Here is a 25,130-nt window from a genome sequence, read left to right as displayed (position 1 = left end):
AGTTGTAAGAAAACAAATGTTTTCTTACAACTTTTTATAGACTTCTTAGCTGTTCACCTTCGCAAGGATCGCATTCCAGGCTTCCTCTTTTCCCTTTTTTGTTTCAGAAGAGAATAGGATTAATTCATCTGATGGGTCAATATCGAGTGTCTGCTTGACGACCTTCGCATGTTTTTCCCATTTGCCTTTTGGAATTTTATCCGCCTTTGTCGCAATGACGATGACAGGAACCCCGTAATATTTAAGGAATTCATACATGTTCACATCATCTACTGATGGCTTATGACGCAGGTCCACAATTTGGACGACTGCTTTTAATTCTTCACGCATCGTAATATACGTTTCGATCATTCTACCCCAAGCTTCTCGCTCTGTTTTTGATACTTTGGCAAAGCCGTAGCCTGGTACGTCCACAAAATGGAGCATATCATTAATAATGTAGAAATTAAGCGTTTGGGTCTTCCCTGGTTTAGAAGACGTACGCGCTAAGTTTTTACGGTTAATCAATGAGTTAATGAACGATGACTTTCCAACATTTGATCGTCCAGCAAGAGCGATCTCTGGCAGTCCCCCGCTTGGGTACTGCTCTGGTTTCACCGCACTAATGACGATATCTGATTTTGTTACTTTCATCTTCCCTCTCCTACTAACGCTTTCTCAAGCACCTCATCTACATGTGAGACCGGAATAAAGGTCAGTCCTTCTCTCACACTTTCAGGAATATCATCAATATCCTTCTCATTGTCCTTTGGAAGAATAATCGTTTTCAGTCCTGCACGATGTGCGCCTAATGCTTTTTCTTTTAATCCGCCAATTGGAAGCACTCTTCCTCTTAACGTAATCTCTCCTGTCATACCAACATCTTTTGATACAGGACGTCCTGTGAGTGCTGATACAAGAGCGGTCGCAATGGTAATACCAGCTGATGGCCCGTCCTTTGGAACCGCACCCTCTGGAACATGGATATGAATATCATGCTTTTCATTAAAATGAGGATCAATGTTTAGGTCATCTGCTTTTGAACGGATATAACTGAATGCCGCCTGCGCAGATTCTCTCATGACATCACCAAGCTTACCAGTGAGCAAAAGCTTGCCTTTACCTGGCGAGAGTGAGACCTCAATGGATAAGGTATCTCCGCCTACTGAGGTATACGCAAGTCCTGTGACAACGCCCACCTGATCTGTCGTTTCAGCTTGACCATAACGGTAAAGTCTTTTTCCGAGATATTCAGATAAATTCTTTTCCGTCACTGTGATACGCTTACGGTCTTCAGCCACAATCGCTTTTGCCGCTTTTCGGCAAATTGCCGCCAGCTGACGCTCTAACCCGCGGACTCCCGCTTCTCTTGTGTAATAGCGAATGATATCGTAAATCGCTGCTTCACGAAGCTGTAAGTTCCCTTTCTTTAATCCGTGCTCCTTTAGCTGCTTCGGCAGAAGGTGATCTTTCACAATTTCTGCTTTTTCAACTTCCGTATATCCTGCAATCGTGATAATCTCCATTCTATCACGAAGTGGACCAGGAATGGTTGCTAAATTGTTGGCAGTTGCGATAAATAACACTTGAGACAAATCAAATGTCTCTTCAATATAATGATCGCTAAAGTTATGATTTTGCTCTGGATCTAACACTTCGAGCATTGCAGATGAAGGGTCGCCTCTAAAGTCAGAAGACATCTTATCGATTTCATCTAAAAGAAATACCGGATTCATCGTGCCAGCCTTGCTCATTCCCCGAATAATACGGCCCGGCATCGCGCCTACATAAGTTCTTCGATGACCACGAATTTCAGATTCATCACGTACACCGCCAAGTGAGATACGGATAAACTTTCGATCCAGTGATTTTGCAATGGATTTTGCCAGTGACGTCTTCCCTACTCCTGGAGGTCCAGCGAGGCAAAGAATCGGTCCCTTTAATGAATTTGTCAGCTTCTGTACAGCAAGATATTCAAGCACACGTTCTTTAACTTTTTCAAGCCCATGATGCTCTTCATCTAAAATTTCACTTGCCAGCTTTAAGTCTAGACGATCTTCTGTATAGATGCCCCAAGGCAGATTGATCAGCCAATCAATATAATTTCGAATGACAGAGCTCTCAGCAGAGCTTGATGGAATTTTTTCATAACGATTCAGTTCTTTTAATGCCGTTTCACGAACAGAATCCGGCATGCTGGACTCTTCAATTTTAGCCATTAATGAACTGACTTCGCCTGTTTTTCCTTCTTTGTCTCCAAGTTCCTTTTGGATGGCTTTCATTTGTTCACGCAAATAATATTCTTTTTGCGTTCGTTCCATTGAACGTTTGACGCGCTGTCCGATTTTCTTTTCAATCTCCAGCACTTCTTTTTCATTGTGGATCAGGCTAATCACCCGATTCAGCCGCTTTTTGACATCGACTGTTTCCAGCACTTCTTGTTTGTCTTTTAATTTGAGCGGCAGGTGAGAAGCGACGATATCTGCCATTCTGCCAGGTTCCTCAATATCCGTTACCGTTGCATATGTTTCAGCTGAGATTTTTTTAGAAATTTTTATGTACTGATCAAAGTGATCTAACAACGTGCGCATGAGTGCTTCTGCTTCTGCGTCCTTTAATTCTTCTTCTGCCAGCTCTTTAATATCGACTGACGTATAGTCCTCCAGCTCCACGTACGATTCGATCTGTGCTCGGTTTAAACCTTCAACAAGTACACGAATCGTTCCATTTGGCAGTTTCAGCATTTGTTTAATTTTTGTGTAGGTGCCGACTTTAAAAATTTCCTCTTCACCTGGTTCATCTATTGAAATTTCCCGCTGTGTTGCTAGAAAAATCATATGATCGTTCATCATGGCCTGTTCTAATGCTTGAACAGACTTCTCGCGTCCAACGTCCAAATGCAAGACCATTGTTGGATAAACAAGCAAACCTCGCAATGGAAGGAGCGGAACATTCTTTTTGATTTCATCTGCCATGTTGATAGACACCTCCGTCACTAGTATGAATCATTATAATATACCTGTTTCAGTCTTGTACAATGTAAAAGACTTGAGAAATGATGATCTTACCGTAGTATACCCTTTCTTTTTATCCTGAAAAAGAAAAAAAGATCTATTTCACTAAAAAATCCCCATATGAGATGGGGATTAAACAGATTTTCTTTTCATTTCTTCTTCTAGTCCGTCTTTCTTCTCATCTGGCGGATTGATCAAACAATGATCCAGCACCTCTTGGAAGTGCTTCACAGGCACAATCGTAACCCCTTCAATCTCTTTTAGAATCGACTGCTGGTTGTCATAAGGGATGATCACTGTTTGAACACCAGCTTGTTTAGCTGCCTTAATTTTCGGTATCACACCGCCGATCGGTTTTACCTGGCCCTGCAATCCAATCTCACCGGTCATCGCTGTCAGATGATCAATTGGAATCTGATGAATGGCTGAGAAAATCGCTGTGGCCATCGCAATTCCGGCAGACGGGCCATCAATCGGAGCACCTGCTGGAAAGTTAATATGGATATCATATTCATTTGTCCGTATGCCTAAGTTTCTCAGCACGGTTAATACATTTTCAACTGAGCCTTTCGCCATACTTTTCCGTCTGATGGACTTAGACTGATTGCCAATGCTTTCTTCTTCTGCAATGCCCGTAATATTGATACTGCCTTTTTCAAGCGCTTTACATATGTTCACTTCAATTTCAAGCAAAGCGCCGCTGTTCGGTCCATAAACGGCAAGACCATTTACGACTCCTACCTTTGGCTTTTCCGGTACTTTTTGTTCATATCTTGGTGTCAGCTGGCTTGAATGAATCACCCACTCTATATCAGCGATCGTAATGTCTTTTCGGTTTTCAGTGACAGCCATACCAGCTGCGATCTGCACCATATTGACCGCTTCACGCCCATTTTTTACATAAGACGTTAACAGGTTCAAGCCTTCATCACTTAATTCCTTTTGTATTTTTTGGACAGCTTTCGCTGCGACTATTTTGAGTTCATGCTGATCGAGGTCCTTAAAGAAAATTTCCAAACACCTCGACCGAATCGCTGGTGGAATTTCATCTGGTGTTCTTGTCGTAGCACCAATCAATCGAAAATCAGCCGGCAGTCCATTTTGGAAAATATCATGAATGTGATTTGGAATTTGCGTATTTTCCTCACTGTAATAGGCACTGTCTAAAAACACTTTTCGATCCTCAAGCACTTTGAGCATTTTGTTCATTTGAATCGGATGCAGTTCTCCAATTTCATCAATAAAGAGAACCCCGCCATGAGCGTGTGTGACCGCTCCTTGTTTAGGCTGCGGAATGCCTGCCTGTCCCATTGCCCCTGCTCCTTGATAAATCGGGTCATGCACAGAACCGATTAAGGGGTCTGCGATGCCTCGTTCATCAAATCTTGCGGTTGTGGCATCAAGCTCTACAAACACTGCATCTTTTTTAAATGGCGAGTCAGCATGGCGCTTCGCCTCTTCCATGACAAGACGAGCAGCAGCTGTTTTTCCAACGCCAGGCGGTCCGTAGACGATGACATGCTGCGGGTTCGGTCCGCAGAGGGCGGCTTTGAGTGCACGAATGCCGTCTTCTTGTCCTACAATATCTTGAAACCCCTTTGGCCGGACTCTCTCTGATAAAGGCTCACTCAGCTTAATTGATCTCATCTTTCTAAGTGCTTCCATTTCCTTCTTTGATTCTTTGTCAATCGTCACCTTTTGTGTGCGTTGATTTCGCAGTAAGTTCCAAAAGTACAGCCCGATGACGATACCAAAGAACAACTGTATGAATAATACGATTCCTGTCCAGCTCAATCGGTGCTCCCTCCTTCATCTATTGTATGTATTGATGGTTTCTGTCTGCTAGTATTTCCTAGAGCTGGACGGAATAAACACAACTTCCACGATAAATAAAAAACTCCTGAATCAAAAGATTCAGGAGTGATCCATTGGCTTACGCCGATGTTTTTGTATCTTTATTCACGACTGTACCGTCTTTTAACACAAGACGCGGTGGCTCACCATCAGCAACCGTTGCACCAGTGATGACACATTTTTCAATATCATCACGAGATGGAAGGTCAAACATCACATCAAGCATGATGCCTTCAATGATGGAGCGAAGACCACGAGCACCCGTTTTACGCTCAATTGCTTTTTTCGCAATTTCGCTAAGAGCATCTTCTTCGAATACAAGCTCTACATCGTCAAGCTCAAGCATTTTTGTATACTGTTTGACAAGCGCATTTTTAGGCTTCGTCAAGATTTCTACAAGTGCTTTTTCATCTAACGGCTCTAGGCTTGCAATCACCGGCAGACGGCCGATGAATTCTGGAATTAAACCGAAGCGAAGCAAGTCTTCTGGCAATACTTTTGATAGAAGAACTTCTTTTTCAAGGTCTTCGACTTTATTTTCTGCACCGAATCCAATGACTTTTTGCCCTAGGCGGCGTTTGATGATTTGCTCAATACCATCAAAGGCTCCACCACAAATAAAGAGGATATTTGTTGTATCAATTTGAATGAATTCTTGATGAGGGTGCTTACGACCACCTTGAGGCGGTACACTAGCGACCGTTCCTTCTAGAATTTTCAAAAGAGCTTGCTGTACACCTTCCCCAGATACATCACGAGTGATAGAAGGGTTTTCTGATTTTCTTGCTACTTTATCGATCTCATCGATGTAGATAATGCCTTTTTCCGCTTTTTCTACATCATAATCCGCTGCTTGGATCAGCTTTAGTAAGATATTCTCTACGTCTTCACCAACATAACCTGCTTCAGTTAGTGACGTTGCATCTGCAATCGCAAATGGAACATTTAAAATGCGAGCAAGCGTTTGAGCAAGTAATGTTTTACCGCTTCCTGTTGGTCCAATCATCGAAATGTTACTTTTCGAAAGCTCAACATCATCAATCTTGCTGTTGGAATTGATCCGTTTATAATGGTTATAAACCGCTACAGCTAAGGATTTCTTCGCTTTCTCTTGTCCGATGACATATTCATCAAGAATCTCCCGAATTTCATGAGGTTTCGGAACATCCTTGAATTCAACTTCTTCCTCTGTACCAAGTTCTTCTTCAACTATTTCCGTGCAAAGCTCGATACATTCATCACATATATATACGCCAGGTCCTGCGACCAGTTTACGCACTTGATCTTGCGTTTTTCCGCAAAACGAGCATTTTAATTGACCTTTTTCCTCGTTGAATTTAAACATTCTTTCACCCCTTATTCTTCTTCACTTGCCTGTAGCTAACAGTCAGCTACCTTTTTGGGTCCAGTATGTATGCATTTTACCATACATTCCTAAAAGACGGTAATGATGTGTTTCTAACACTGCACATTGAAATATGTATGACAGAAAAGCGTGACTTACACTATCGTTTCCAAAAGAAGCAATGATAAGTCAAAAATTGTACAAAACAAGGCACGAGTCACTCGCGCCCTGTTTTATTATTATGCACCATATTAACGGTTTTCTACAAGAAAATCAATTGCTTTACGAACTTTTAGATCTTCTTTCATTGCGTCAGTAGATCCAATCGCTTGTTTGATATTTTCAATTGGCATGTTGTATGCTTCAGCCATTTTTGAAAGTTCTTCTTCCACTTCTTCGTCAGACACTTGTAAGTCTTCGGCAGCAGCAATTGCTTCAAGAGTGAGGTTAGATTTTACACGTTTAGCAGCATCTTCTTTCATTTGCTCTTTAAGCGCTTCTTCATCTTGTCCAGAGAATTGGAAGTAAAGCTCAAGGTTCATCCCTTGCATTTGAAGACGTTGTTCGAATTCTTTCATCATACGGTCAAGCTCTGTGTCAACCATCGCTTGTGGGATGTCAACTTCCGCATTTTCAGAAGCTTTCGCAACTAGCTCTTCACGAAGTTTTCCTTCCGCTTCGTTTTCTTTTGCTTCTTCAAGACGTTTCTTCGTTTTTTCAGTTAATTCAGCAATCGTTTCTACTTCTTCATCAACATCTTTAGCGAACTCATCGTCAAGTGCTGGGAGTTCTTTTGCTTTGATTTCATGAATTTTCACTTTGAATACAGCTGGTTTACCTGCAAGGTCTTCAGCATGGTATTCTTCTGGGAATGTAACTTCTACGTCTTTTTCAGCGCCTGCTTCAAGACCAACTAATTGCTCTTCGAAACCAGGGATGAATGAACCAGAACCTACTTCAAGAGAGTAGTTCTCCGCTTTTCCGCCTTCGAATGCTTCTCCATCAACGAATCCTTCGAAATCAAGAACAACTGTATCGCCGTTTTCAATTGCGCCTTCTTCTTTGACAACAAGCTCAGCTTGACGGTTTTGCATTGCTTTTAACTCTTCTTGTACATCTTCATCAGTGACTGTTGTGTCGTCTTTTTCTACGTTAAGACCTTTGTAGTCACCAAGTTTCACTTCTGGCTTCACTGTTACTTTTGCAGTGAAGATTAAGCTTTCGCCTTTTTCGATTTTCTCAACATCGATTTCAGGGCGGTCAACTGGTTCGATACCAGCTTCGTCGATTGCTTTTGGATATTCAACTGGAAGAAGAATATCTAATGCATCTTGATAAAGAGATTCTACTCCAAAACGCTGCTCGAAAAGACCACGTGGTACTTTCCCTTTACGGAATCCAGGAATTGATACTTGCTTAACCACTTTCTTAAATGCATCATCAAGTGCTTTGTTAAATGTTTCAGCGTCAACTTCTACAGTTAAGACACCTTCGTTACCTTCTTGTTTTTCCCATTTTACTGACATGTGTGTTTCCCTCCAAAAATCTATTCAGATTGTGCGTTGTTACATTCTAAAGCATCACAAAGACTTCGTCCAATCAAAAAACCACGCACTCCGCTAAAGCAGCGGTATTATGTATACAACATTTGACTTGATTATACATATCGTCTTTCAACCATTTGAATCGTACAACTACACGATATAAGCACAAATACAACCATTATATTATAACATAACAAGTCCGTCTTTCAACTAAATCGACAAATTACAAATAAGAAATTTCTTCAATATCTTTCAGCATTGTACAAGCCTCTCTCAGCTCTCGTTCGTTAAAATCATACAATAGATGCAATTCTTCAAGGTCAATTTCGATCCCATGCATTTCATAGCCGACTTTATGAAGTGACGCTGCCCAAAGGTTTGGATCAGTATATTTTGGAAGAAATGGATAAAGCACAAATAAGTGTCTGCGCCATAACTCTTCCACCCCTTGATAAAGGGTTGGATTCTCATTGCCGAGTGTGTCATCCAGCAAACGCAATACTTGCTGAAGAAGCGGCATCTGCTCTGGCTTCACCGCCTCCGAAGGAACAAGCGTTAAAGAGTCTCCGAATTTTGTCACATGAACCGGCTTTGCCACATCATGGTCTGACAAGAGCTGTAAGATCAATGATTTGACCAAAGGGTTTCCGTCAGGTTTCTGTAAAATTGTATTTAATAGACCCATGTGCGGTGTAATATTGCGGTCTTTTAAAGAATGGATAAACTGCACCTGCTCTTCTGGCCGCTCCAGCATATCATCTATATTGATTTCACCGCTGTCATTCTCGTCTTCGTCTAAAATCTCTTCCGGCGATTCAATCATCTTTCTGCTAAATTCAAGCAGCTTATAAAAATGCTCCGCACTTTCTGCTGGAAGGTGGTTCTCCTCGAGTACAGCCTCAATCGTCTGTTTGACTTCCTCGTATTCTTTCAGCTGAATTAAGATGGTCATATATACTTGAAGCACTGTGAAGTAGTGACCATATCCTTCATTTAACATCTTTTCACACACACGCTTTGCATCCTGCAGCTCACCAAGCTCTAGAAAACAAATCGCCATACCGAGGTGAATATCGGATTCTTCATCGTCATCATAAGATTTCGCTTCAGAAAATAAGTGAAGCGCCTCTTGATACTGTTTATCTTTTAATGCTGCCATTCCTTTTTCAATCAGTCTTTCTTTCAGACCAGGAAACAAAATGACATTATCTTTCTTCTTGTCATGTTTCATGCTTACGTTCCTTTCGGGCGCATATTTTTTATCAGTTTACCAACGAAGGTTAGTAAACACAAGTAACGAGAGGTTTTCATGAAAAAAAAGAAGCTGTCTCACCTCGGGCGGACAGCTTCTCGTTGTTTATGCACGCAGCCAGCTGCTGCGCTTGTCTTCAAATGCCTGAATCTCATCTTCTAGTAACAATGTTAATGAAATCTCATCATAGCCATTCAGGAGCATTTCTCTCCAGTGAGGATCTACATCAAAAGGAGTCATGTTCCCTTCGTGGTCTTGAATCTGTTGTTTTTCCAGATCAACCGTCATCTCATATCCTTTGTTTTCATATGATGCAGCAAATGTTTTCCACACATCATAATCAAGACGAATCGGAAGCATCCCGTTTTTAAAGCAGTTTTGATGAAAAATATCTGCGAATGATGGCGCAATGACAATTTTGAAGCCATAATCATCTAGTGCCCAAGGTGCATGTTCCCTTGATGAGCCGCAGCCGAAGTTTTCTCCTGCGATCAAAATGGATGCTCCTTCATAAATCGGCTGATTCAGCTCAAAATCTGGATTCAGGCTGCCATCATCTAAATAACGCCAGTCAAAAAAGGCAAATCGGCCATAGCCTGTTCGTTCGATTCTTTTCAAAAATTGCTTCGGAATAATTTGATCTGTATCTACATTAATACGGTTAAGCACAGCGGCTTTTCCTTTATGAGTGACTAAAGGCTCCATCTATGACAACTCCTTACACGACTGTTTTCTCTTGATTAAACTTCCTGACATCGACAAATCGGCCATGTATTGCAGCCATTGCAGCCATTGCCGGGCTGACAAGGTGTGTTCTTGCGCCTTTCCCTTGACGCCCTTCAAAGTTACGGTTTGACGTGGACGCACAGCGTTCGCCTTCTGGCACCACATCGTTATTCATGCTCAGGCACATACTGCAGCCAGATTCTCTCCATTCAAAACCTGCTTCAAGGAAAATTTCATGAAGACCTTCTTTTTCTGCTTGCAGTTTGACACTTTGAGAGCCAGGCACCACAATCGCTCTAACATGATCAGCTACTTTTTGTCCTTCAATCATAGAAGCTGCTTGGCGTAAATCAGTCATTCTTGAGTTCGTACATGAGCCAATAAATACATGCTCAATCTTAATATCTTCAATACGCTGATGCGGGTGAACTCCCATGTATTCATAAGCACGCATGGCTTCTTTTTGATCATCTTCTTGTGCAAAATCCTCTGGTCCTGGAATCGCTGCATCCACAGGGAGCACCATTCCTGGGTTAATCCCCCACGTCACCATTGGTGAAATCTCATTTCCATCTAAAACAATGGTTTTATCGTAGGTTGCACCCGGATCTGTTCTTAGTTCTTTCCATTCTTTAATGGCTGCTTCGAAATCTTCACCCTGCGGTGCATATTTGCGTCCGCGGCAATATTCAAAGGTCACTTCGTCAGGTGCGATCAATCCTGCTCTTGCACCTGCTTCAATCGACATATTACAAACGGTCATCCGCTCATCCATTGACATGTTTCTGAATACTTCCCCAGTGTATTCAATGACATAGCCTGAACCGAACTTCACGCCATGTGCGCCAATGACTGCTAAAATGACATCTTTGGCTGTTACCCCTTTTTGAAGCTTTCCGTCTACTCTAATTTCTAGTGTTTTCGGACGCTGCTGCCAAAGTGTTTGTGTGGAAAGTACATGTTCAACCTCACTTGTACCGATCCCGAAGGCAAGTGCGCCAAATGCGCCGTGTGTGGATGTATGACTATCTCCACAAACGATTGTTTTCCCCGGAAGTGTCAAACCAAGCTCTGGTCCAACGACATGAACAATTCCTTGGTCTACACTGTGAAGGTCAGCTAGACGGACTCCAAATTCAGCACAGTTGCGCTCCAAAGCACTAACTTGCTTCTTTGCAATCTCATCTTTGATCACAAATCGATTCACAGTCGGAATGTTGTGATCCATCGTTGCAAATGTGTTTTGAGGCCTTCTCACCTTGCGTCCTTTTTGTCTTAATCCTTCAAATGCTTGAGGTGACGTCACCTCATGCACCAAGTGCAGATCAATATATAAAAGGTCTGGTTTTCCCTCGCCGTTTTTCACAACATGCTGATCCCATATTTTTTCGATGATTGTTCGAGGCATAACCCTTTTTCCTCCCTCTACCTAATTCAACAAGATTTCTATTTATACAGTTGCTTTCGTGCGCTGTTTAAGTGCGTCTACAACGGCTGTCGTAATTTCGTCAGTCGTTTGGTACGTTCCCTCTTTTGCTGCTAAGTCCTTTGTTCGTTTGCCAGAGGCAAGAACGGCTTCGACGGCTTCTTCGATTGCAGCCGCTTCCTTTTCTAATGCAAAAGATGTTCTTAGCAAGCTGGCTGCTGATAAAATGGTAGCCAGAGGGTTTGCAACGTTTTGCCCCGCAATATCGGGTGCTGAACCATGAATCGGCTCATATAAATGGAGTCCGGTGCTTGATAAACTAGCAGATGGCAACATACCGAGTGAGCCAGTAATCATAGAAGCTTCGTCACTTAAAATGTCCCCAAACATATTCTCTGTCACGATGACATCAAATTGAGCGGGCTTATAAATAAGCTGCATGGCAGCATTATCGACGAGCATGTGCTCATATGCGACTTCTGGATATTGGGAAGCAACTTCTTCAACCGCATCCCGCCATAGTTTACTAGAAGCAAGAACATTCGCTTTATCCACAGACGTTACTTTTTTCCGTCTCGTTAACGCCATGTCGAACGCTTCTTTTAATACACGGACAATCTCTTCCTTTGTATAAAGAAGCGTATCAACAGCAGCTTCTTTGCCTTCATCATCCGTATAGCGCTCGCTAGGTTCACCAAAATAAAGGCCTCCTGTTAATTCACGAACGATGACAAAATCTACTCCGCTAATATGATCCTGTTTTAACGGTGAAGCCTCGCTCAAGCTATCAAATACTTTGACAGGACGGATGTTTGCAAATAAGTCCAGCTGTTTACGAATAGCGAGCAAGCCTTTTTCCGGGCGAAGTTCTGACGGATTTTGATCCCACTTAGGTCCGCCAACTGCTCCTAATAAAATCGCATCTGCGCTTTTACACACATCTACTGTTTCTTTAGGAAGCGGATGGTTTTTTTCATCTATCGCTATACCGCCAATGAGGGCTGTTTCGAATTCAAATTCGTGTTGAAATTGAGCCGCTGTTTCTTGCAAAACAGCGACTGCTGATGTCACGACTTCCGGTCCGATTCCATCGCCGGGCAAAAGTGCAATTTTCTTTTTCATGAGTCCCTTCCTCCTTTCCTATGAGATTGCGTGATGTTTCTCAATTTCAATGAGATTTGATTTAAAGATTAAATGCCTGTTCACCGCATTGACGTAAGCTTTAGCCGATGCTTCCAGCACATCTTGCGCTACACCGCGTCCTGCTGTTTCTTTTCCTTCTATTGAAACAGTGACATATACCTCCGCTAGCGCGTCTCTACCTTTTCCATTTGATTGAATACGGTAGTCTAGCAAATGAATTCTTTCCTCCATACAGCGCTCGAGTGTGTTGTATACAGCTTCTACACTGCCAGCACCTGTAGCTGCTTCTTGAATGAGTTCCTGCGTTTCTTGGTTTTTAAGAGAAACCGTCGCAGTTGGCATTTGTTCTGTCCCATAGTGGACTTGAAGGCTTTCAAATTCATAGCCGATTTTACGGTCTGCTACTTTTTCTTCTAATATAATAGAGATCAAATCATCATCTGTGATTTCTTTCTTCTTCTCTGTTAAGTTCTTAAATGTTTGGAAGAACTTATTGATTTCTTCTTCAGTTAGTTTAAAGCCTAGTGTTTTCAAGCGGTCTTTAAACGCATGTCTTCCGGAGTGTTTACCAAGGACAAGCACATCTGTTGTAACGCCTACAAGCTCTGGAGAAATAATTTCATAGGTTGTTTTTTCTTTGAGGAAACCATCTTGGTGAATGCCTGATTCATGTGCAAACGCGTTGTTTCCAACGACTGCTTTATTACGCGGCACAATCATACCTGAGTATTTGCTCACTACATCACTTGTGCGCTTAATTTCATTCAATTGAATCGTTGATTCGACCTGATAAAAATCTTTTCGAATGTGAAGAGCCACTGCAATTTCTTCTAAAGCGGCATTCCCTGCTCGCTCTCCAATCCCGTTGACAGCCGTTTCAATTTGATCCGCTCCATTTTCAATCGCGGCAAGTGAGTTTGCCACCGCCATCCCTAAATCATCATGACAATGTGCTGACAAATTCACGCGGTCAATATTTGGAACGTGTTCCTTCATATATTTAAAGATATTTCCGTACTCTTTTGGCGCCAAGTATCCAACTGTATCAGGTAAGTTAATGACACTGGCTCCTGCATCAATGACCTTTTCTACAATTTCTGCTAAGAAAGCTAGATCGGTACGGCATGCATCTTCTGCTGACCACTGAACAACTGGAAAACGTTCTTTTGCGTATTTCACCATTGAAACAGCCTGTTCCACAACTTCTTCACGTGTTTTCTTTAGTTTATGCTTAAGGTGAATATCAGAAGTTGCAATAAAAACGTGGATTCTTGGTTGCGCCCCATCTTTTAGCGCCTCCCATGCAGCATCAATATCACCCTTCACACATCGTGCAAGCCCTGCTACAGAACAGTTTTTGATGGTTCTTGCAATTTCTTGTACACCTAAGAAATCCCCTCGGGATGAAGCGGGAAAACCCGCTTCAATGATATTTACCCCAAGGCGCTCAAGCTGCTTTGCAATGATTAGCTTTTCTTGTGCATTTAAGTTCACTCCTGGTGATTGCTCACCATCTCGAAGTGTTGTGTCAAAAAAATTAATTTTTCGCACCGACGCTCACCGCTTCCTTTTTCTTTCCTTGTTTAACGAAAGGCATCATTTCACGAAGCTTTCTTCCTACGATTTCAATTTGGTGCTCACTTTCACTTGCATTGATCGCATTGAAACGTGGACGATTCACTTGGTTTTCAACGATCCATTCTTTTGCAAATGTTCCGTTTTGGATGTCAGTCAAGACTGCTTTCATTGATTCTTTTACTTTTGCATCAACAACGCGTGGTCCTGATACGAAGTCACCCCATTGTGCCGTATCAGAGATTGAATATCTCATGCCTTCTAATCCTTCTTCATACATTAGGTCAACGATCAGCTTCAGCTCATGTAAACACTCGAAGTATGCAAGCTCTGGCTGATATCCAGCTTCTGTTAACGTTTCGAATCCTGCTTTTACTAATGAAGTAAGACCTCCACAAAGTACTGCTTGCTCACCGAATAGATCTGTTTCCGTTTCTTCTTTAAATGTTGTTTCAAGTACACCCGCTCTTGCTCCGCCGATTGCCTTTGCATAAGCAAGTGCTTTGTCTTTCGCTTGACCTGATACATCTTGGTAGATGGCAAATAGTGCAGGTACACCAGCGCCTTGCTCATAAGTTCTTCTTACAAGATGTCCTGGACCTTTTGGAGCCACAAGATACACATCTACGTCACTAGGAGGAACAATTTGATGGAAATGAACGTTGAATCCGTGTGCGAATACAAGTGAGTTACCTGCTTCTAATTGATCTTTGATTTCTTCGTCATATACTTTCTTTTGCTGTTCGTCTGGAAGTAAAACCATCACAACATCTGCTTGTGCTGCTGCTTCTTTTACTGTGAACACTTGATGGCCGTCTTCTTGAGCTTTATTATAAGAACCACCTTTTCTCACGCCGACGATCACATCTACGCCGCTTTCTTTTAAGTTTAGTGCATGTGCATGACCTTGTGATCCGTAACCAATGATGGCAACCTTTTGACCGTTTAATACGTTTTCTTGAATATCACCGTTATAATATACTTTTACCATTTGACTCTCTCCTTTTGTTTAGACAATTGAAATTGTTTTATTGGTTTGCGTCTTTTGCTGATTATCTCTCGCAAAGGCCGTTGTGCCAGTTCTGGCGACTTCTTTAATGCCATATGGCTTAAGTAATTCAATGAGTGCTTCAATTTTTGAAGACTCACCTGTCACCTGAATGACGACACTCTCTCTGCTCACATCGACAATAGAAGCTCTAAAAGGCTCAATGACCCCTGTGATTTCCATTCTAGATGCTGGTGCAGATACGACTTTTATCAAAGCCAGCTCTCGCTGAACGATTGATTGGTTTGTAATATCAATTACTTTGAGGACATCGATTTGTTTGTTGAGCTGTTTTGTCAGCTGTTCGATGTCTTTCTCTTGGTCTACATGGACGACGAACGTGATGCGTGATACATCTTGAATCTCAGAATGGCCGACCGTAATGCTTTCAATGTTATAATGTCTTTTTGTAAAAAGGCCTGTGATTCTGTTCAGTACGCCTGATCGATTTAATACAGTCAACACAATAATTCTTTTCAAGGTTTCACCCCCACCATCTCATGAAGTCCTTTCCCCGGCGCGACCATCGGGAATACTTTCTCATCTCTCGCTACATTGACATCGATGAAAACAGGCTCTCTAGACGTTAACGCTTCTTCAAGCTTTTCTTTCGCTTCTTCGTCTGATGAAATTCTGATTCCTTTAATGCCATAAGCTTCAGATAATTTTACGAAGTCTGGCTGCTCTGAAAATTTAGAATGTGAGTAGCGTTCTTCGTAGAAAATTTCTTGCCATTGTCTTACCATTCCAAGACTGTGATTATTGAGAACAATCACTTTCACTGGAAGGTTCAGCTCACGGATAACGGCAAGTTCTTGCAGGGTCATTTGGAAACCTCCGTCTCCTAAAATCGCCACAACGGTTGCCTCTTGATCAGCTAGCTGTGCGCCAATGGCTGCCGGCAAACCAAATCCCATTGTGCCAAGCCCTCCAGATGTTACCCACTTATCTGCATTTTCAAATGGGTAGAATTGTGCAGCCCACATTTGGTGCTGTCCAACATCTGTTGCGACAATGGCTTCACCTTTTGTAAATTGATGAATGTATTCGATCAGCTTTTGAGGCTTAAAGCCCTCAGCATCGTTTTCAACGTACCAAAGTGGATATTCTTCCTTCCACTGATCTAGCTGGCTTCTCCACTCATCTGATTCACCTTGTTTCCCGTCCTGCTTGATCAGCTCTTGAAGCACTAGCTTACTGTCGCCAACAACCGGGATATGCGTGTGAATGTTTTTGCCAATTTCCGCTGGATCGATGTCAATATGAGCAACCTTCGCATGCTTTGCAAAATGATTGAGGTTGCCTGTTACCCTATCATCAAATCTAGCTCCGATTGAAATGAGCAGGTCACATTGATGAAGCGCCATGTTTGATGCGTATGTGCCGTGCATCCCTGCCATCCCAAGGAAAAGGGGATGCTTAGCCGGAAATCCGCCAAGTCCAAGGAGCGTATGAGCAACCGGAATTTGCTGCTGCTCCGCATACTTTCTTAATTCTTCTGACGCTTTACCATGAAGAACGCCAGCTCCTGCTAAAATGACTGGTTTCTTTGCTCTGCTTACAGCTTCTACTAATTTGCGAATTTGCAAATAGTTCGGCTCGATTTTGGGCTGATACCCAGGTAAATCAATCGGCTGATCGTATTCAAATGTTCCTTCAATGCTTGCGACATCTTTTGGAATATCAATTAAGACTGGACCAGGTCTGCCTGTTGTTGCGATGTGGAACGCCTCTTTAATGACACCTGGTAAATCTTCTGGACGTCTGACCTGATAGCTGTGCTTTGTAATCGGCATTGTGATACCGAGTACATCTGCTTCTTGGAAAGCATCTGATCCAATGACTGAGGTCGCCACCTGTCCTGTGAATACAACAAGAGGCAGTGAATCAATCATTGCATCTGCAATACCTGTAACAAGGTTTGTCGCCCCCGGTCCTGATGTTGCAATCACAACGCCTGGTTTACCAGATACTCTTGCGTACCCTTCTGCTGCGTGAATCGCTCCTTGCTCATGCCTTGGCAGAACATGAAATAAACCAGAATCGTAAATTTTATCGTAGATTGGTAAAACGGCTCCGCCTGGATATCCGAAAATGACTTCTACTTTTTCTCTTTTGAGTGCTTCAATTAACATGAGTGCACCGTTCATCGTTTGTGGTGCAGTTGATTTTTCCGTCTCCACTTGTACATTTGTCCCCATTTGATTTCCTCCTCTTTGTCTTGCTTCAGTCAAGTTTTTTCACCCTTTTCCATTCAAGATCGAGATATGAGACCATATAAAAAAGCCTTCTCACCCCACAATGACACTACTTTTCACTAGGTCAAAGGGGCGAAAAAGCTTTGTTTTTCGCGGTACCACCCTTGTTCACGGCAAATCATGCTGCCGTCTCATGGACATCTTTCGTCCATTTTGGTAACGAGTGAAGCAATGTCACTCGGCCTGCCCTACTATCATTTCAAGCAGACACTCAGAGGTGAGTTCACTTTAGAAAGTAACACCGGTTTTCAGCTAGCACCGGCTCTCTGTAGATACTGACTCTAAAGCTACTATTCCTCTTCAACGTTTATCGATATCTATTTAGCTTGCGTGAATGTTTTCATCTGCAAAGACTACTTTTTCTCCTTCTTCAACGACTCGCTTACGGAATTGTTCAAGAAGTTTGTTTGTGTGGAATCCTGGCTTTCCTTCACCAATTGTACGACCGTCAACTTTGACAACGGCTATGACTTCAGCTGCGGTTCCTGTCAGGAAGACTTCTTCAGCTGTATACACATCATGTCTTGTGAATGGTTCTTCTTTCACTTCGTAGCCTAGGTCTTCTGCAATCTCCATGATGGCATTTCTTGTAATGCCTTCAAGTGCGCCGATATAACCTGGCGGTGTATAAAGCTTGCCTTTTTTATAAATAAACACGTTGTCCGCAGAACCTTCTGCCACGTACCCTTGATCGTTCAGCATCAGCGCTTCACTTACACCAGCCATTTGGGCTTCGATTCGGACAAGAATGTTATTCAAATAATTTAATGATTTCACTTTTGGACTGAGTACATCCGGACGATTTCGTCTCGTTGGTACTGTCACAATATCAATACCTGTTTCATATAGGTGCTTTGGAAAGATGGCCAGCGGCTCTACAATGATCACTGTGTTGGCTCTCCCGCAGTTGTTAGGATCTAAACCAAGATCACCCGCTCCTCTTGAGACGACAAGACGGATGTAGGCATCCTTTAGGCCGTTCCTTTCAACTGTATGAATCATTTTTTCAGTGAGTTCCTCAAGTGAATATGGAATGTTCAGCATAATGGATCTGGCGGAATCATACAGGCGGTCTAAATGCTCTTTCATTCGAAAGATATTTCCGTTATACACGCGTATTCCTTCGAACACACCGTCACCATATAAGAAGCCATGATCATAAACTGAAATTTTCGCATCCTCTTTTTTCACGAGTTCATCGTTTAAAAAGATCCACTGTTCCTTTTGGTCTTCCATTTTCAGTGAGCACCCTCTCTTTCAATCAAGAAGTAGTTGAATTTTCTGACACTTAATTTTGAAGTTTCTCTCGCATGCTCTGCGTGTTTGTTTGCTTTTGTTGAACCCATCTTACGTCGCTTTCCATGCAGTGTCAACAGCATTTTTAAAATTATTAGACAATTTAGACTAATCAAAATAAAATGTATACGCTTACACCTTTGCTAGACAAGGAATGAAAAAACTTTAATTTTTTTGTATTTTCTCTTCAATTTATTTACTTTACATGAACGGTTTTCTTTTGAACAAACTTTTGTGATATTTTTTCACATGGTTTTTGATGAATGTTGTCAGATTTCATCTTTTTTGTTTTTTCATTCGGAATGCCTTTATAAAGCGTTTTCCTATCAAATTATGATAGAATGAGAGCATCTTATAGAAGGAGGGCAACACATGGCTAACATCAGAGGTTATATCGGAACGTATACTAAGGGAGATAGCAAAGGAATCTATTCTTTTACATTAAATACGGACAAGCAGCAGATTGAACAAGTAGAAGTGGCTGCTGAACTTGAAAATCCTACATATTTAACAGTCTCAGATTCTCAAAAATTTGTGTATGCTGTTGTCAAAAAAGGATCGCAGGGCGGTCTTGCTGCATATCAAATTGATCCAGAAACCGGCGCACTGATTTTCATCAACCAAGAGCTTGCCGATGGCGCTTCTCCTTGTCACGTCAGTGTGGACAGTCAAACGAAAACAGCTTTTACAGCGAACTATCATAAAGGAACAGCAGAGATGTATGAAATCGATGCTGAAACCGGCTCAGTCATCCGCACGCTGTCACAGGCGCAGCATGAAGGAACTGGCCCTAACGAAGACCGTCAAGAAAAACCGCACACGCACTTTATGGGTCTGACACCAGATGAACAATTTGCAGTGGCTGTTGACCTTGGAACAGACGGGATTTATACGTACAAGAAAGAAGACGGCAAGCTCGAGCTCGTTCATACATTTGAAACAAAACCAGGTAGCGGTCCGCGCCATATCACATTCCATCCAACGAAACAGGTGGCATATGTCATGACAGAGCTCAGCTCAGAGGTTATTGTGCTTCGTTACTTTGAAGACGGTCATTTTGAAGAGATTCAAACGATTGCAACCATTCCAAGTGACTTTACAGAGAACAATCAAGGCAGCGCAATTCATGTCTCTTCAGACGGCAAATTTGTATATGCAGGAAATCGCGGACATGACAGCATCGCAATTTTCAAAGCAGATGCGAACGGCAAACTAAGCCTTGTCGAGATCGCTTCATCTGAAGGAAATTGGCCTAGAGACTTTGTTCTTGACCCAACAGAAGAATTCCTTGTCGGTTCAAACCAAGAATCTAGCAATCTTGTATTATACAAACGCGACAAAGAAACAGGACGACTCACTGTCTTACAATCAGACATCACCGTTCCTCATCCAGTTTGCGTGAAATTTTTAGGGTAATGAAAAAAAGCCTCCGTTTTGGAGGCTTCAGATTGTTGACAAAGGGCTAAAATGATCTTTATTTTAGCCCTTTATCTTCTTTTCAGCGTCAACTGAAAACCTTTGCAGTCTAGGAAGGACGAGTACCGGTGCGGAGCGAGTTTAACATTCGTGAGCACCGGCACGCAGGACTGACAAAGAATGCAAGGGTTTGTCTACACGCTGGAGCCTCCGTTTTGGAGGCTTTTCTTTATGCAGACGGCATACCGCCATCCTCAAGCTTTTGATCAATAATAGACGTATCGGTTTTCTCACCAAACCACTTTGCCAGCCTGTCTTTCGCTTTTCCTTTGACATCATCATCAATATACATCGCCACTTGAAGCAGGGCAAATGTGATCGCTCCTAAATCATCTGTGTAGCCGACACCAATCAACGTATCGGGGATGAGATCAATCGGAAGGATAAAGTAGCCTAACGCGCCAATGATGAGGGTCTTCGCTTTAACAGGCACTTCTGGTTTTTGCAATGTATAGTAAAGTAATAGCACAGCATAGACAAGAGAGACCCCAGCTTTTTGTGCCGTCTTTTTTAACTTTTCCCAAAAGGCATGATCATTAAAATGCTTCTTCGAACGCTTTAATAGTTCTTTTTTCTCAGAACGATTCATTGTATCGCCTCCATATTCAGCATAGCCCTTTCACCCTATTTATACAGGAAATTCACTCATTCGACAAACAAAAAGCAGCAGAAATCTGCTGCATTCTACTGCTCTTTGTAAAACTTTTCGATCGCCTTATCGATGTACACCCACCCTTTATAAGACACATGAATCGTATCCTTAAAGAAATATGGATCATACTCATGTGAAGTCAAATCTGCGACTTCATACCCGTTTTCTCGAATTTGACGATTGACCTTTTCATAATACTCTGTACGTCCCTCTTTCGGAAACCCAGTGTAGTCATACCATTTTCCGTTGACAGGAATCGTCACAAACAAAGGCTTCGCCCCTGCCTGTTTTAAAATATCCAGCATGATCTGAAAATCTTTGTATTCTGGTGATTCGGCATAAGAATGACCTTGGCGGGAATCCTTCATCTTACTCATAATCGGCTTTAGTTTACGGTCATACAGTCTCTGATCCATATAGAACGGGTTATCCCCTGCTTTTTCCGCAGCTAATACACTCGCTTCTTTTTCAAGTTCAGTCCAAGATTTCCCTTTGACTGAAGGAGACGGACGAAGCTCGCGCTCATGCCCCGATCCAATCGTATAGTACATGTCTTTCTTTTGAAGCATCCCATAATACATTTTCGCAATAGGAGAAATCGCGCGAAATGCGAATTTGTTCCCAGAAAGCTCTGCTTTAAAAAGCTCTGTAATCACCATGTCGTCCTTCACTGCTTTAAACGTCATGATTCTTTTCATCAGCTCTTTTTTTACAGACGGATTAATTTCTTTATTATAGGCAAGATTCAACGCTTGAAGCGCTGAATAGTTAGGTGCAAAGTGATTCTCGTCAGATCCCCATTTCACAAACCACTGTGGGGACACGATAAACACAAGCTTTTTCCCTTTTAATTCATCCATATGCGCTGCGAAGTTCATGGCATGGATTAATGATTGTGATCCACCTTTTCCAATAAGATAAGGTGTAAACCCTTGATTGTTCTCATGAAAGAAATTCGAAGGGTGATATGGATCAAAACGTGATAGTTCAGAAGATCCATAGATCGGCAAATAAGTTGGATCTTTTAGCATTTCATCTTGTAAATAAAGCCCTTGGAACATCTCTGGATCTAACTCTGTGGCTGACTTTTGTAATTTGTCTTTTGGGATCAGATGTAAGAGCCATGCATTTGGTACAAGAAGAACACCAATGAATAGAACAGCCGCCAAAATAAGCGGCCCAAAAAAACGCTTTTTCATTACTTCATCTCTGCCAGCTGCTCAGCAATGTGATTCGGCGTATCCCACACATCACGATCGAACTCTGTAATCGGAACAGTAATTCCTAGATGACTTTCAATCGCCATGAGCAATTCAACTGTACCAAATGAATCAAGAAGACCTTCCTCAAAAATCGCAATCTCTGGATTTTCTTTCACAACATCGTCCTGACAGACCTCTGCAATAATACCATATACTTGATTTTTAAATTCCATAATTTTCTACTCCCTTAATCATTAATGATGAAATGGTTTTCCTGAAAAAATATAAAAGCCGAAACAAATCACATGGAATGTAATTATGATCGAAACAACAGCTGTGACCTTATTATCCGGCCACCATTTGTGCTTTTTATTCCATTTCTCAAATAAATTGTAACCGGACATGACAACCGCATGGTACAGTCCGTAAATAATATATTGAAGGGCGAGTCCATGCCAAGCACCCATCAATAGAAAGAGAACAAAGTACCCGATATTCGATACGGCCATCCGGTTCTTCAACCACTTCTTTTTTGTCATAAAGAACACAAATCTCATAAACACATAGTCTCTGAACCAGAAGGATAGCGACATATGCCAGCGATTCCAGAAGTCTTTAATATTTCGGCTGAGAAACGGCTTATTAAAGTTTTCTGGTGATTTGATGCCCATGATATAACTCACACCCACAGCAAACGCTGTATATCCAGCAAAGTCAAAGAACAAATACATACTGTAGGCATACATATACGTTAACTGCTGAACAAAGTGGCTGCTGCCAATATAATGAATATTCATCAAAATATATGTGTGAATCAGATAGCCAATAATGAATTTATATAGGAAACCAATAAAGATTTTATGAATCCCAGCATATAGAAGGTCACTGTACACTTCCTTTTCAGGCGGTGTATCCATATCCTTTTCAAACCGGCGGTATCGATCGATTGGACCTGATGAAATCGTCGGGAAAAAGACGATGAAATAGACCAAACGGTGAATCGAGATTTTCTTTTTAATCAAGCCGTCTCTCGTCTCAATAATTAACTGGACACCTTTAAATGTTAAGTACGAGATTCCTAAAAAGCTGAGCCAGTTCATTGGCGGCGGATGATGCGGATGATGAGTTAAAAAGAACGGCAAGATTTTTGATAACACAAGCGGCAAAATAGATGCCACAACCGCCATATAGAAAACAGAAGCTTGATTTGCCTTTAACCGGTACGCAATGTACAGGCGGATGATCAACACTTGCCACACCGTAAACAAGAAGAGCAGCAGAGCCCCATGTGCATCTTTTGAGAAAATAAGCGCCAGCGCTACAACTGTTGCAAACATGTTGTAGCCTTGCATTCTTTTGCCACGAAGACCGAGAATCATTGTCGGCAAAAGGAGAATACCAATCAGAATGAAGAAAAAGAATGAACTAAACGGAATCATAGAAGAACCTCTTTCGCGATTCTTTTACGGTCAACCTTCCCGTTAGGTGTCATGTACAGCTGCTCAAGATAGACAAATTTTCTCGGAATCATGTACGCAGGGAGTGAATCCGCCATTTCTTTTTTTATCGCACTTGTCAGCTGATATTCTTTTTCAAATGAATGCTCTGATGGGACAATCGCTGCAATTAAGTACTCCACATGTCCGTTTGGTTGGAACGGAACAATCACACAAGCATTGACATAGGTTGTCTCGCTCACATGGTATTCAATTTCTTCAAGCTCCATCCGGTATCCATGCAACTTGATTTGATAATCAAGACGGCCGTGGCATGTAATTAAACCATCCTGCTTCACACCTGCATCACCTGTGCGGTAAGCAGGGCGGCCTTCGTATTCAAAGAACACTTGATCCGTTAAAGCTTGTTCACCTAAGTAGCCTTTACTGACGCTTGGCCCCACGATGACAATTTCCCCTTTTTCTCCATCTAGGAGCGTCTGACCTTCTTCATCTAAAATGACGATATCTGTATCAGGTTTGGCATAGCCCACTGGTAAAGAATCGTGCTGATCGACAACCTCCTTCGTCACTTCAATCGATGTGATGGCAACAGTTGCTTCAGTTGGACCGTACGTATTAAAGACCTGCGCCTTCGGAAAACGCTCAAGGAGTGCACTTGCTACAGATACAGGAAGCGCCTCACCGCAGAAAAGGAAAACGTTCAGCTCTGGTAAAAGCTCCCCTGTAAAGGAAGGGTCCATTAAGCACATTTGGACAAAGGACGGTGTGGATGTCCACACTTCAACGTCAGATTGACCAAGTGCTGCAAACATATCCTTCGGCTTATTGACAAGATCTTTCACTAAACAATAAAGCGTGCCGCCTGATTGAAGCGCTGGGTAGAGATCCATCACTGATAGGTCAAAAGAAAACGGTGCTTGATTTAAGAACGTGCGTCCCTCTCCGATTGGAAAATCGCTGCACATCCACTCTGTAAAGCTTTCTAAATTGTTGGCTGTTACCTGAACGCCTTTCGGTTTACCGGTACTGCCTGACGTATAAATGATATAGAAGACATCATCACCTTGCACCCACTGCGAGGATGGTGGTGCTTCTTTTTCAAGCGCTAAAAGCGATGATGCACTCTTCACATGAATGTGTTCTTCTACATCCAGTACAGCCTGCTCATTTGCACAAATCAATAGACTCGCTTTTGAGCTTTCAATAATTGAGACAATACGCTCAGCAGGTATTGAGATATCAACTGGAATGTAAGGTCTGCCTGATTTCACACTTCCTAAGAAAGAAATCAGCATCTCTGGCTCCATATGACCGTATACAATGACAGGTGCACTGTCAACTGCAACCGCATCAATCGCCCCCGCCATTTGGTCTGATAGACGCCAAAGCTCATCATATGTGATCGAAGCGTGTTGAGAAACAAATGCTGGCTGTGTCGGTTTCGTTTGTTGGTATTCAAGAATCGTGTGTAATAGTTTCATCGTTTACTCTCCAATTAAAAATCGTTGTAAATGAATGATCCCGTATTCGCTGTATGGAATCCGTAAATAAAGAACAATAATAGCAAAATAAGTAAGTAAAAACTTGTATATCCTATCCATTTTACAGACTTATTTTCTGATAGCTTTTTGAATAGCATATTGATAACCTCTTTTCTTTTGACACTTATAAAGACGCATGGATCATCCAAAGGTTTCATATCAAACCATAAAAATCTTAAGAAATAACGAAGAAAAGATGTCCAAAGTATGAAGGTGTGATTAGGCAAAGCTGTATTATTGTAACAAAAAATTAATGTATTTGAAATGAAATGGAAGCTTAAATTTGCCTTAAAATTGGTGAAAACTGTCGAACAAACGCAAAAACCACCTAGTTTGACT

General features: G+C 42.0%; 21 protein-coding genes and 1 other annotated feature. Of the genes, 1 reads left to right on the top strand and 20 read right to left on the bottom strand.

What is annotated here, in order from left to right:
- Nucleotides 1-45: 45 nt before the first annotated feature.
- The 14 genes from yihA to ilvE all read right to left on the bottom strand — a co-directional run bounded on the left by yihA (nt 46) and on the right by ilvE (nt 18,400).
- Nucleotides 46-633 (bottom strand): ribosome biogenesis GTP-binding protein YihA/YsxC, encoded by a 588-nt coding sequence (gene yihA, locus BK049_RS14690; protein WP_008357961.1) that lies wholly within the window; start codon nt 631-633, stop codon nt 46-48.
- Nucleotides 630-2,954, bottom strand: coding sequence for an endopeptidase La (gene lon / locus BK049_RS14685; protein ID WP_071168838.1), 2,325 nt, complete (start codon nt 2,952-2,954; stop codon nt 630-632). Before lon ends, yihA begins: the two co-directional genes overlap by 4 nt.
- A gap of 171 nt (nt 2,955-3,125) precedes the next feature.
- On the bottom strand, nt 3,126-4,787 hold the full coding sequence (gene lonB, locus BK049_RS14680; protein ID WP_071168837.1) for an ATP-dependent protease LonB: 1,662 nt from the start codon (nt 4,785-4,787) through the stop codon (nt 3,126-3,128).
- 139 nt (nt 4,788-4,926) lie between these two features.
- Nucleotides 4,927-6,192 (bottom strand): ATP-dependent protease ATP-binding subunit ClpX, encoded by a 1,266-nt coding sequence (clpX, locus tag BK049_RS14675; RefSeq protein WP_008357967.1) that lies wholly within the window; start codon nt 6,190-6,192, stop codon nt 4,927-4,929.
- 251 nt (nt 6,193-6,443) lie between these two features.
- Nucleotides 6,444-7,718, bottom strand: coding sequence for a trigger factor (tig, locus tag BK049_RS14670; RefSeq protein WP_008357969.1), 1,275 nt, complete (start codon nt 7,716-7,718; stop codon nt 6,444-6,446).
- Between the two features lie 241 nt (nt 7,719-7,959).
- Entirely contained in the window at nt 7,960-8,967 is a 1,008-nt protein-coding gene (gene ddcA, locus BK049_RS14665; protein WP_008357970.1) for a DNA damage checkpoint antagonist DdcA, read from the bottom strand.
- Between the two features lie 126 nt (nt 8,968-9,093).
- On the bottom strand, nt 9,094-9,693 hold the full coding sequence (gene leuD, locus BK049_RS14660; protein ID WP_071168836.1) for a 3-isopropylmalate dehydratase small subunit: 600 nt from the start codon (nt 9,691-9,693) through the stop codon (nt 9,094-9,096).
- A 13-nt stretch (nt 9,694-9,706) separates the two neighbouring features.
- Nucleotides 9,707-11,122: a 3-isopropylmalate dehydratase large subunit gene (gene leuC / locus BK049_RS14655; protein ID WP_008357974.1), complete on the bottom strand. Its 1,416-nt coding sequence runs from the start codon at nt 11,120-11,122 to the stop codon at nt 9,707-9,709.
- Nucleotides 11,123-11,164: 42 nt separating this feature from the next.
- The gene (gene leuB, locus BK049_RS14650) at nt 11,165-12,262 is read right to left on the bottom strand and encodes a 3-isopropylmalate dehydrogenase (protein WP_071168835.1); all 1,098 of its coding nucleotides are present in this window, start codon (nt 12,260-12,262) and stop codon (nt 11,165-11,167) included.
- Between the two features lie 18 nt (nt 12,263-12,280).
- Nucleotides 12,281-13,834: a 2-isopropylmalate synthase gene (locus BK049_RS14645; protein WP_008357978.1), complete on the bottom strand. Its 1,554-nt coding sequence runs from the start codon at nt 13,832-13,834 to the stop codon at nt 12,281-12,283.
- Entirely contained in the window at nt 13,821-14,849 is a 1,029-nt protein-coding gene (gene ilvC, locus BK049_RS14640; protein ID WP_008357979.1) for a ketol-acid reductoisomerase, read from the bottom strand. Before ilvC ends, BK049_RS14645 begins: the two co-directional genes overlap by 14 nt.
- An 18-nt stretch (nt 14,850-14,867) precedes the next feature.
- Nucleotides 14,868-15,386 carry an acetolactate synthase small subunit gene (gene ilvN, locus BK049_RS14635; RefSeq protein ID WP_071168834.1) on the bottom strand — a complete coding sequence of 173 codons (519 nt, stop codon included), beginning with the start codon at nt 15,384-15,386 and terminating at the stop codon, nt 14,868-14,870.
- The gene (ilvB, locus tag BK049_RS14630) at nt 15,383-17,107 is read right to left on the bottom strand and encodes an acetolactate synthase large subunit (RefSeq protein ID WP_008357985.1); all 1,725 of its coding nucleotides are present in this window, start codon (nt 17,105-17,107) and stop codon (nt 15,383-15,385) included. The genes ilvN and ilvB overlap by 4 nt, the downstream gene beginning before the upstream one ends.
- A gap of 122 nt (nt 17,108-17,229) precedes the next feature.
- Nucleotides 17,230-17,477 (bottom strand) — a binding site (T-box leader).
- Nucleotides 17,478-17,485: 8 nt separating this feature from the next.
- Complete coding sequence (ilvE, locus tag BK049_RS14625) at nt 17,486-18,400, bottom strand: branched-chain-amino-acid transaminase (protein ID WP_008357987.1); 915 nt, start codon at nt 18,398-18,400, stop codon at nt 17,486-17,488.
- Between the two features lie 432 nt (nt 18,401-18,832).
- Here ilvE and BK049_RS14620 point away from each other — a divergent pair, with 432 nt between their 5' ends.
- Nucleotides 18,833-19,876, top strand: coding sequence for a lactonase family protein (locus tag BK049_RS14620; protein WP_071168833.1), 1,044 nt, complete (start codon nt 18,833-18,835; stop codon nt 19,874-19,876).
- A 229-nt stretch (nt 19,877-20,105) separates the two neighbouring features.
- Here BK049_RS14620 and BK049_RS14615 read toward each other — a convergent pair whose 3' ends face one another.
- From BK049_RS14615 to BK049_RS14590, 6 genes are all read right to left on the bottom strand, one after another.
- The gene (locus tag BK049_RS14615; RefSeq protein ID WP_008362032.1) at nt 20,106-20,525 is read right to left on the bottom strand and encodes a YkvA family protein; all 420 of its coding nucleotides are present in this window, start codon (nt 20,523-20,525) and stop codon (nt 20,106-20,108) included.
- A 95-nt stretch (nt 20,526-20,620) separates the two neighbouring features.
- Nucleotides 20,621-21,787 (bottom strand): D-alanyl-lipoteichoic acid biosynthesis protein DltD, encoded by a 1,167-nt coding sequence (gene dltD / locus BK049_RS14610; RefSeq protein ID WP_071168832.1) that lies wholly within the window; start codon nt 21,785-21,787, stop codon nt 20,621-20,623.
- Nucleotides 21,787-22,023: a D-alanine--poly(phosphoribitol) ligase subunit 2 gene (gene dltC, locus BK049_RS14605; protein WP_008362036.1), complete on the bottom strand. Its 237-nt coding sequence runs from the start codon at nt 22,021-22,023 to the stop codon at nt 21,787-21,789. The genes dltD and dltC overlap by 1 nt, the downstream gene beginning before the upstream one ends.
- A 21-nt stretch (nt 22,024-22,044) precedes the next feature.
- Nucleotides 22,045-23,229, bottom strand: a complete 1,185-nt coding sequence (dltB, locus tag BK049_RS14600) for a D-alanyl-lipoteichoic acid biosynthesis protein DltB (protein WP_071168831.1) — start codon at nt 23,227-23,229, stop codon at nt 22,045-22,047.
- Complete coding sequence (dltA, locus tag BK049_RS14595) at nt 23,226-24,731, bottom strand: D-alanine--poly(phosphoribitol) ligase subunit DltA (RefSeq protein ID WP_071168830.1); 1,506 nt, start codon at nt 24,729-24,731, stop codon at nt 23,226-23,228. Before dltA ends, dltB begins: the two co-directional genes overlap by 4 nt.
- Before the next feature lie 14 nt (nt 24,732-24,745).
- Nucleotides 24,746-24,895, bottom strand: coding sequence for a teichoic acid D-Ala incorporation-associated protein DltX (locus tag BK049_RS14590; protein WP_024427820.1), 150 nt, complete (start codon nt 24,893-24,895; stop codon nt 24,746-24,748).
- Nucleotides 24,896-25,130 lie beyond the last annotated feature (235 nt).

Origin of the sequence: Bacillus xiamenensis, from assembly GCF_001857925.1 — a bacterium.
Lineage (GTDB): Bacteria > Bacillota > Bacilli > Bacillales > Bacillaceae > Bacillus > Bacillus xiamenensis.
This window is presented reverse-complemented; position numbering and strand designations above follow the sequence as displayed.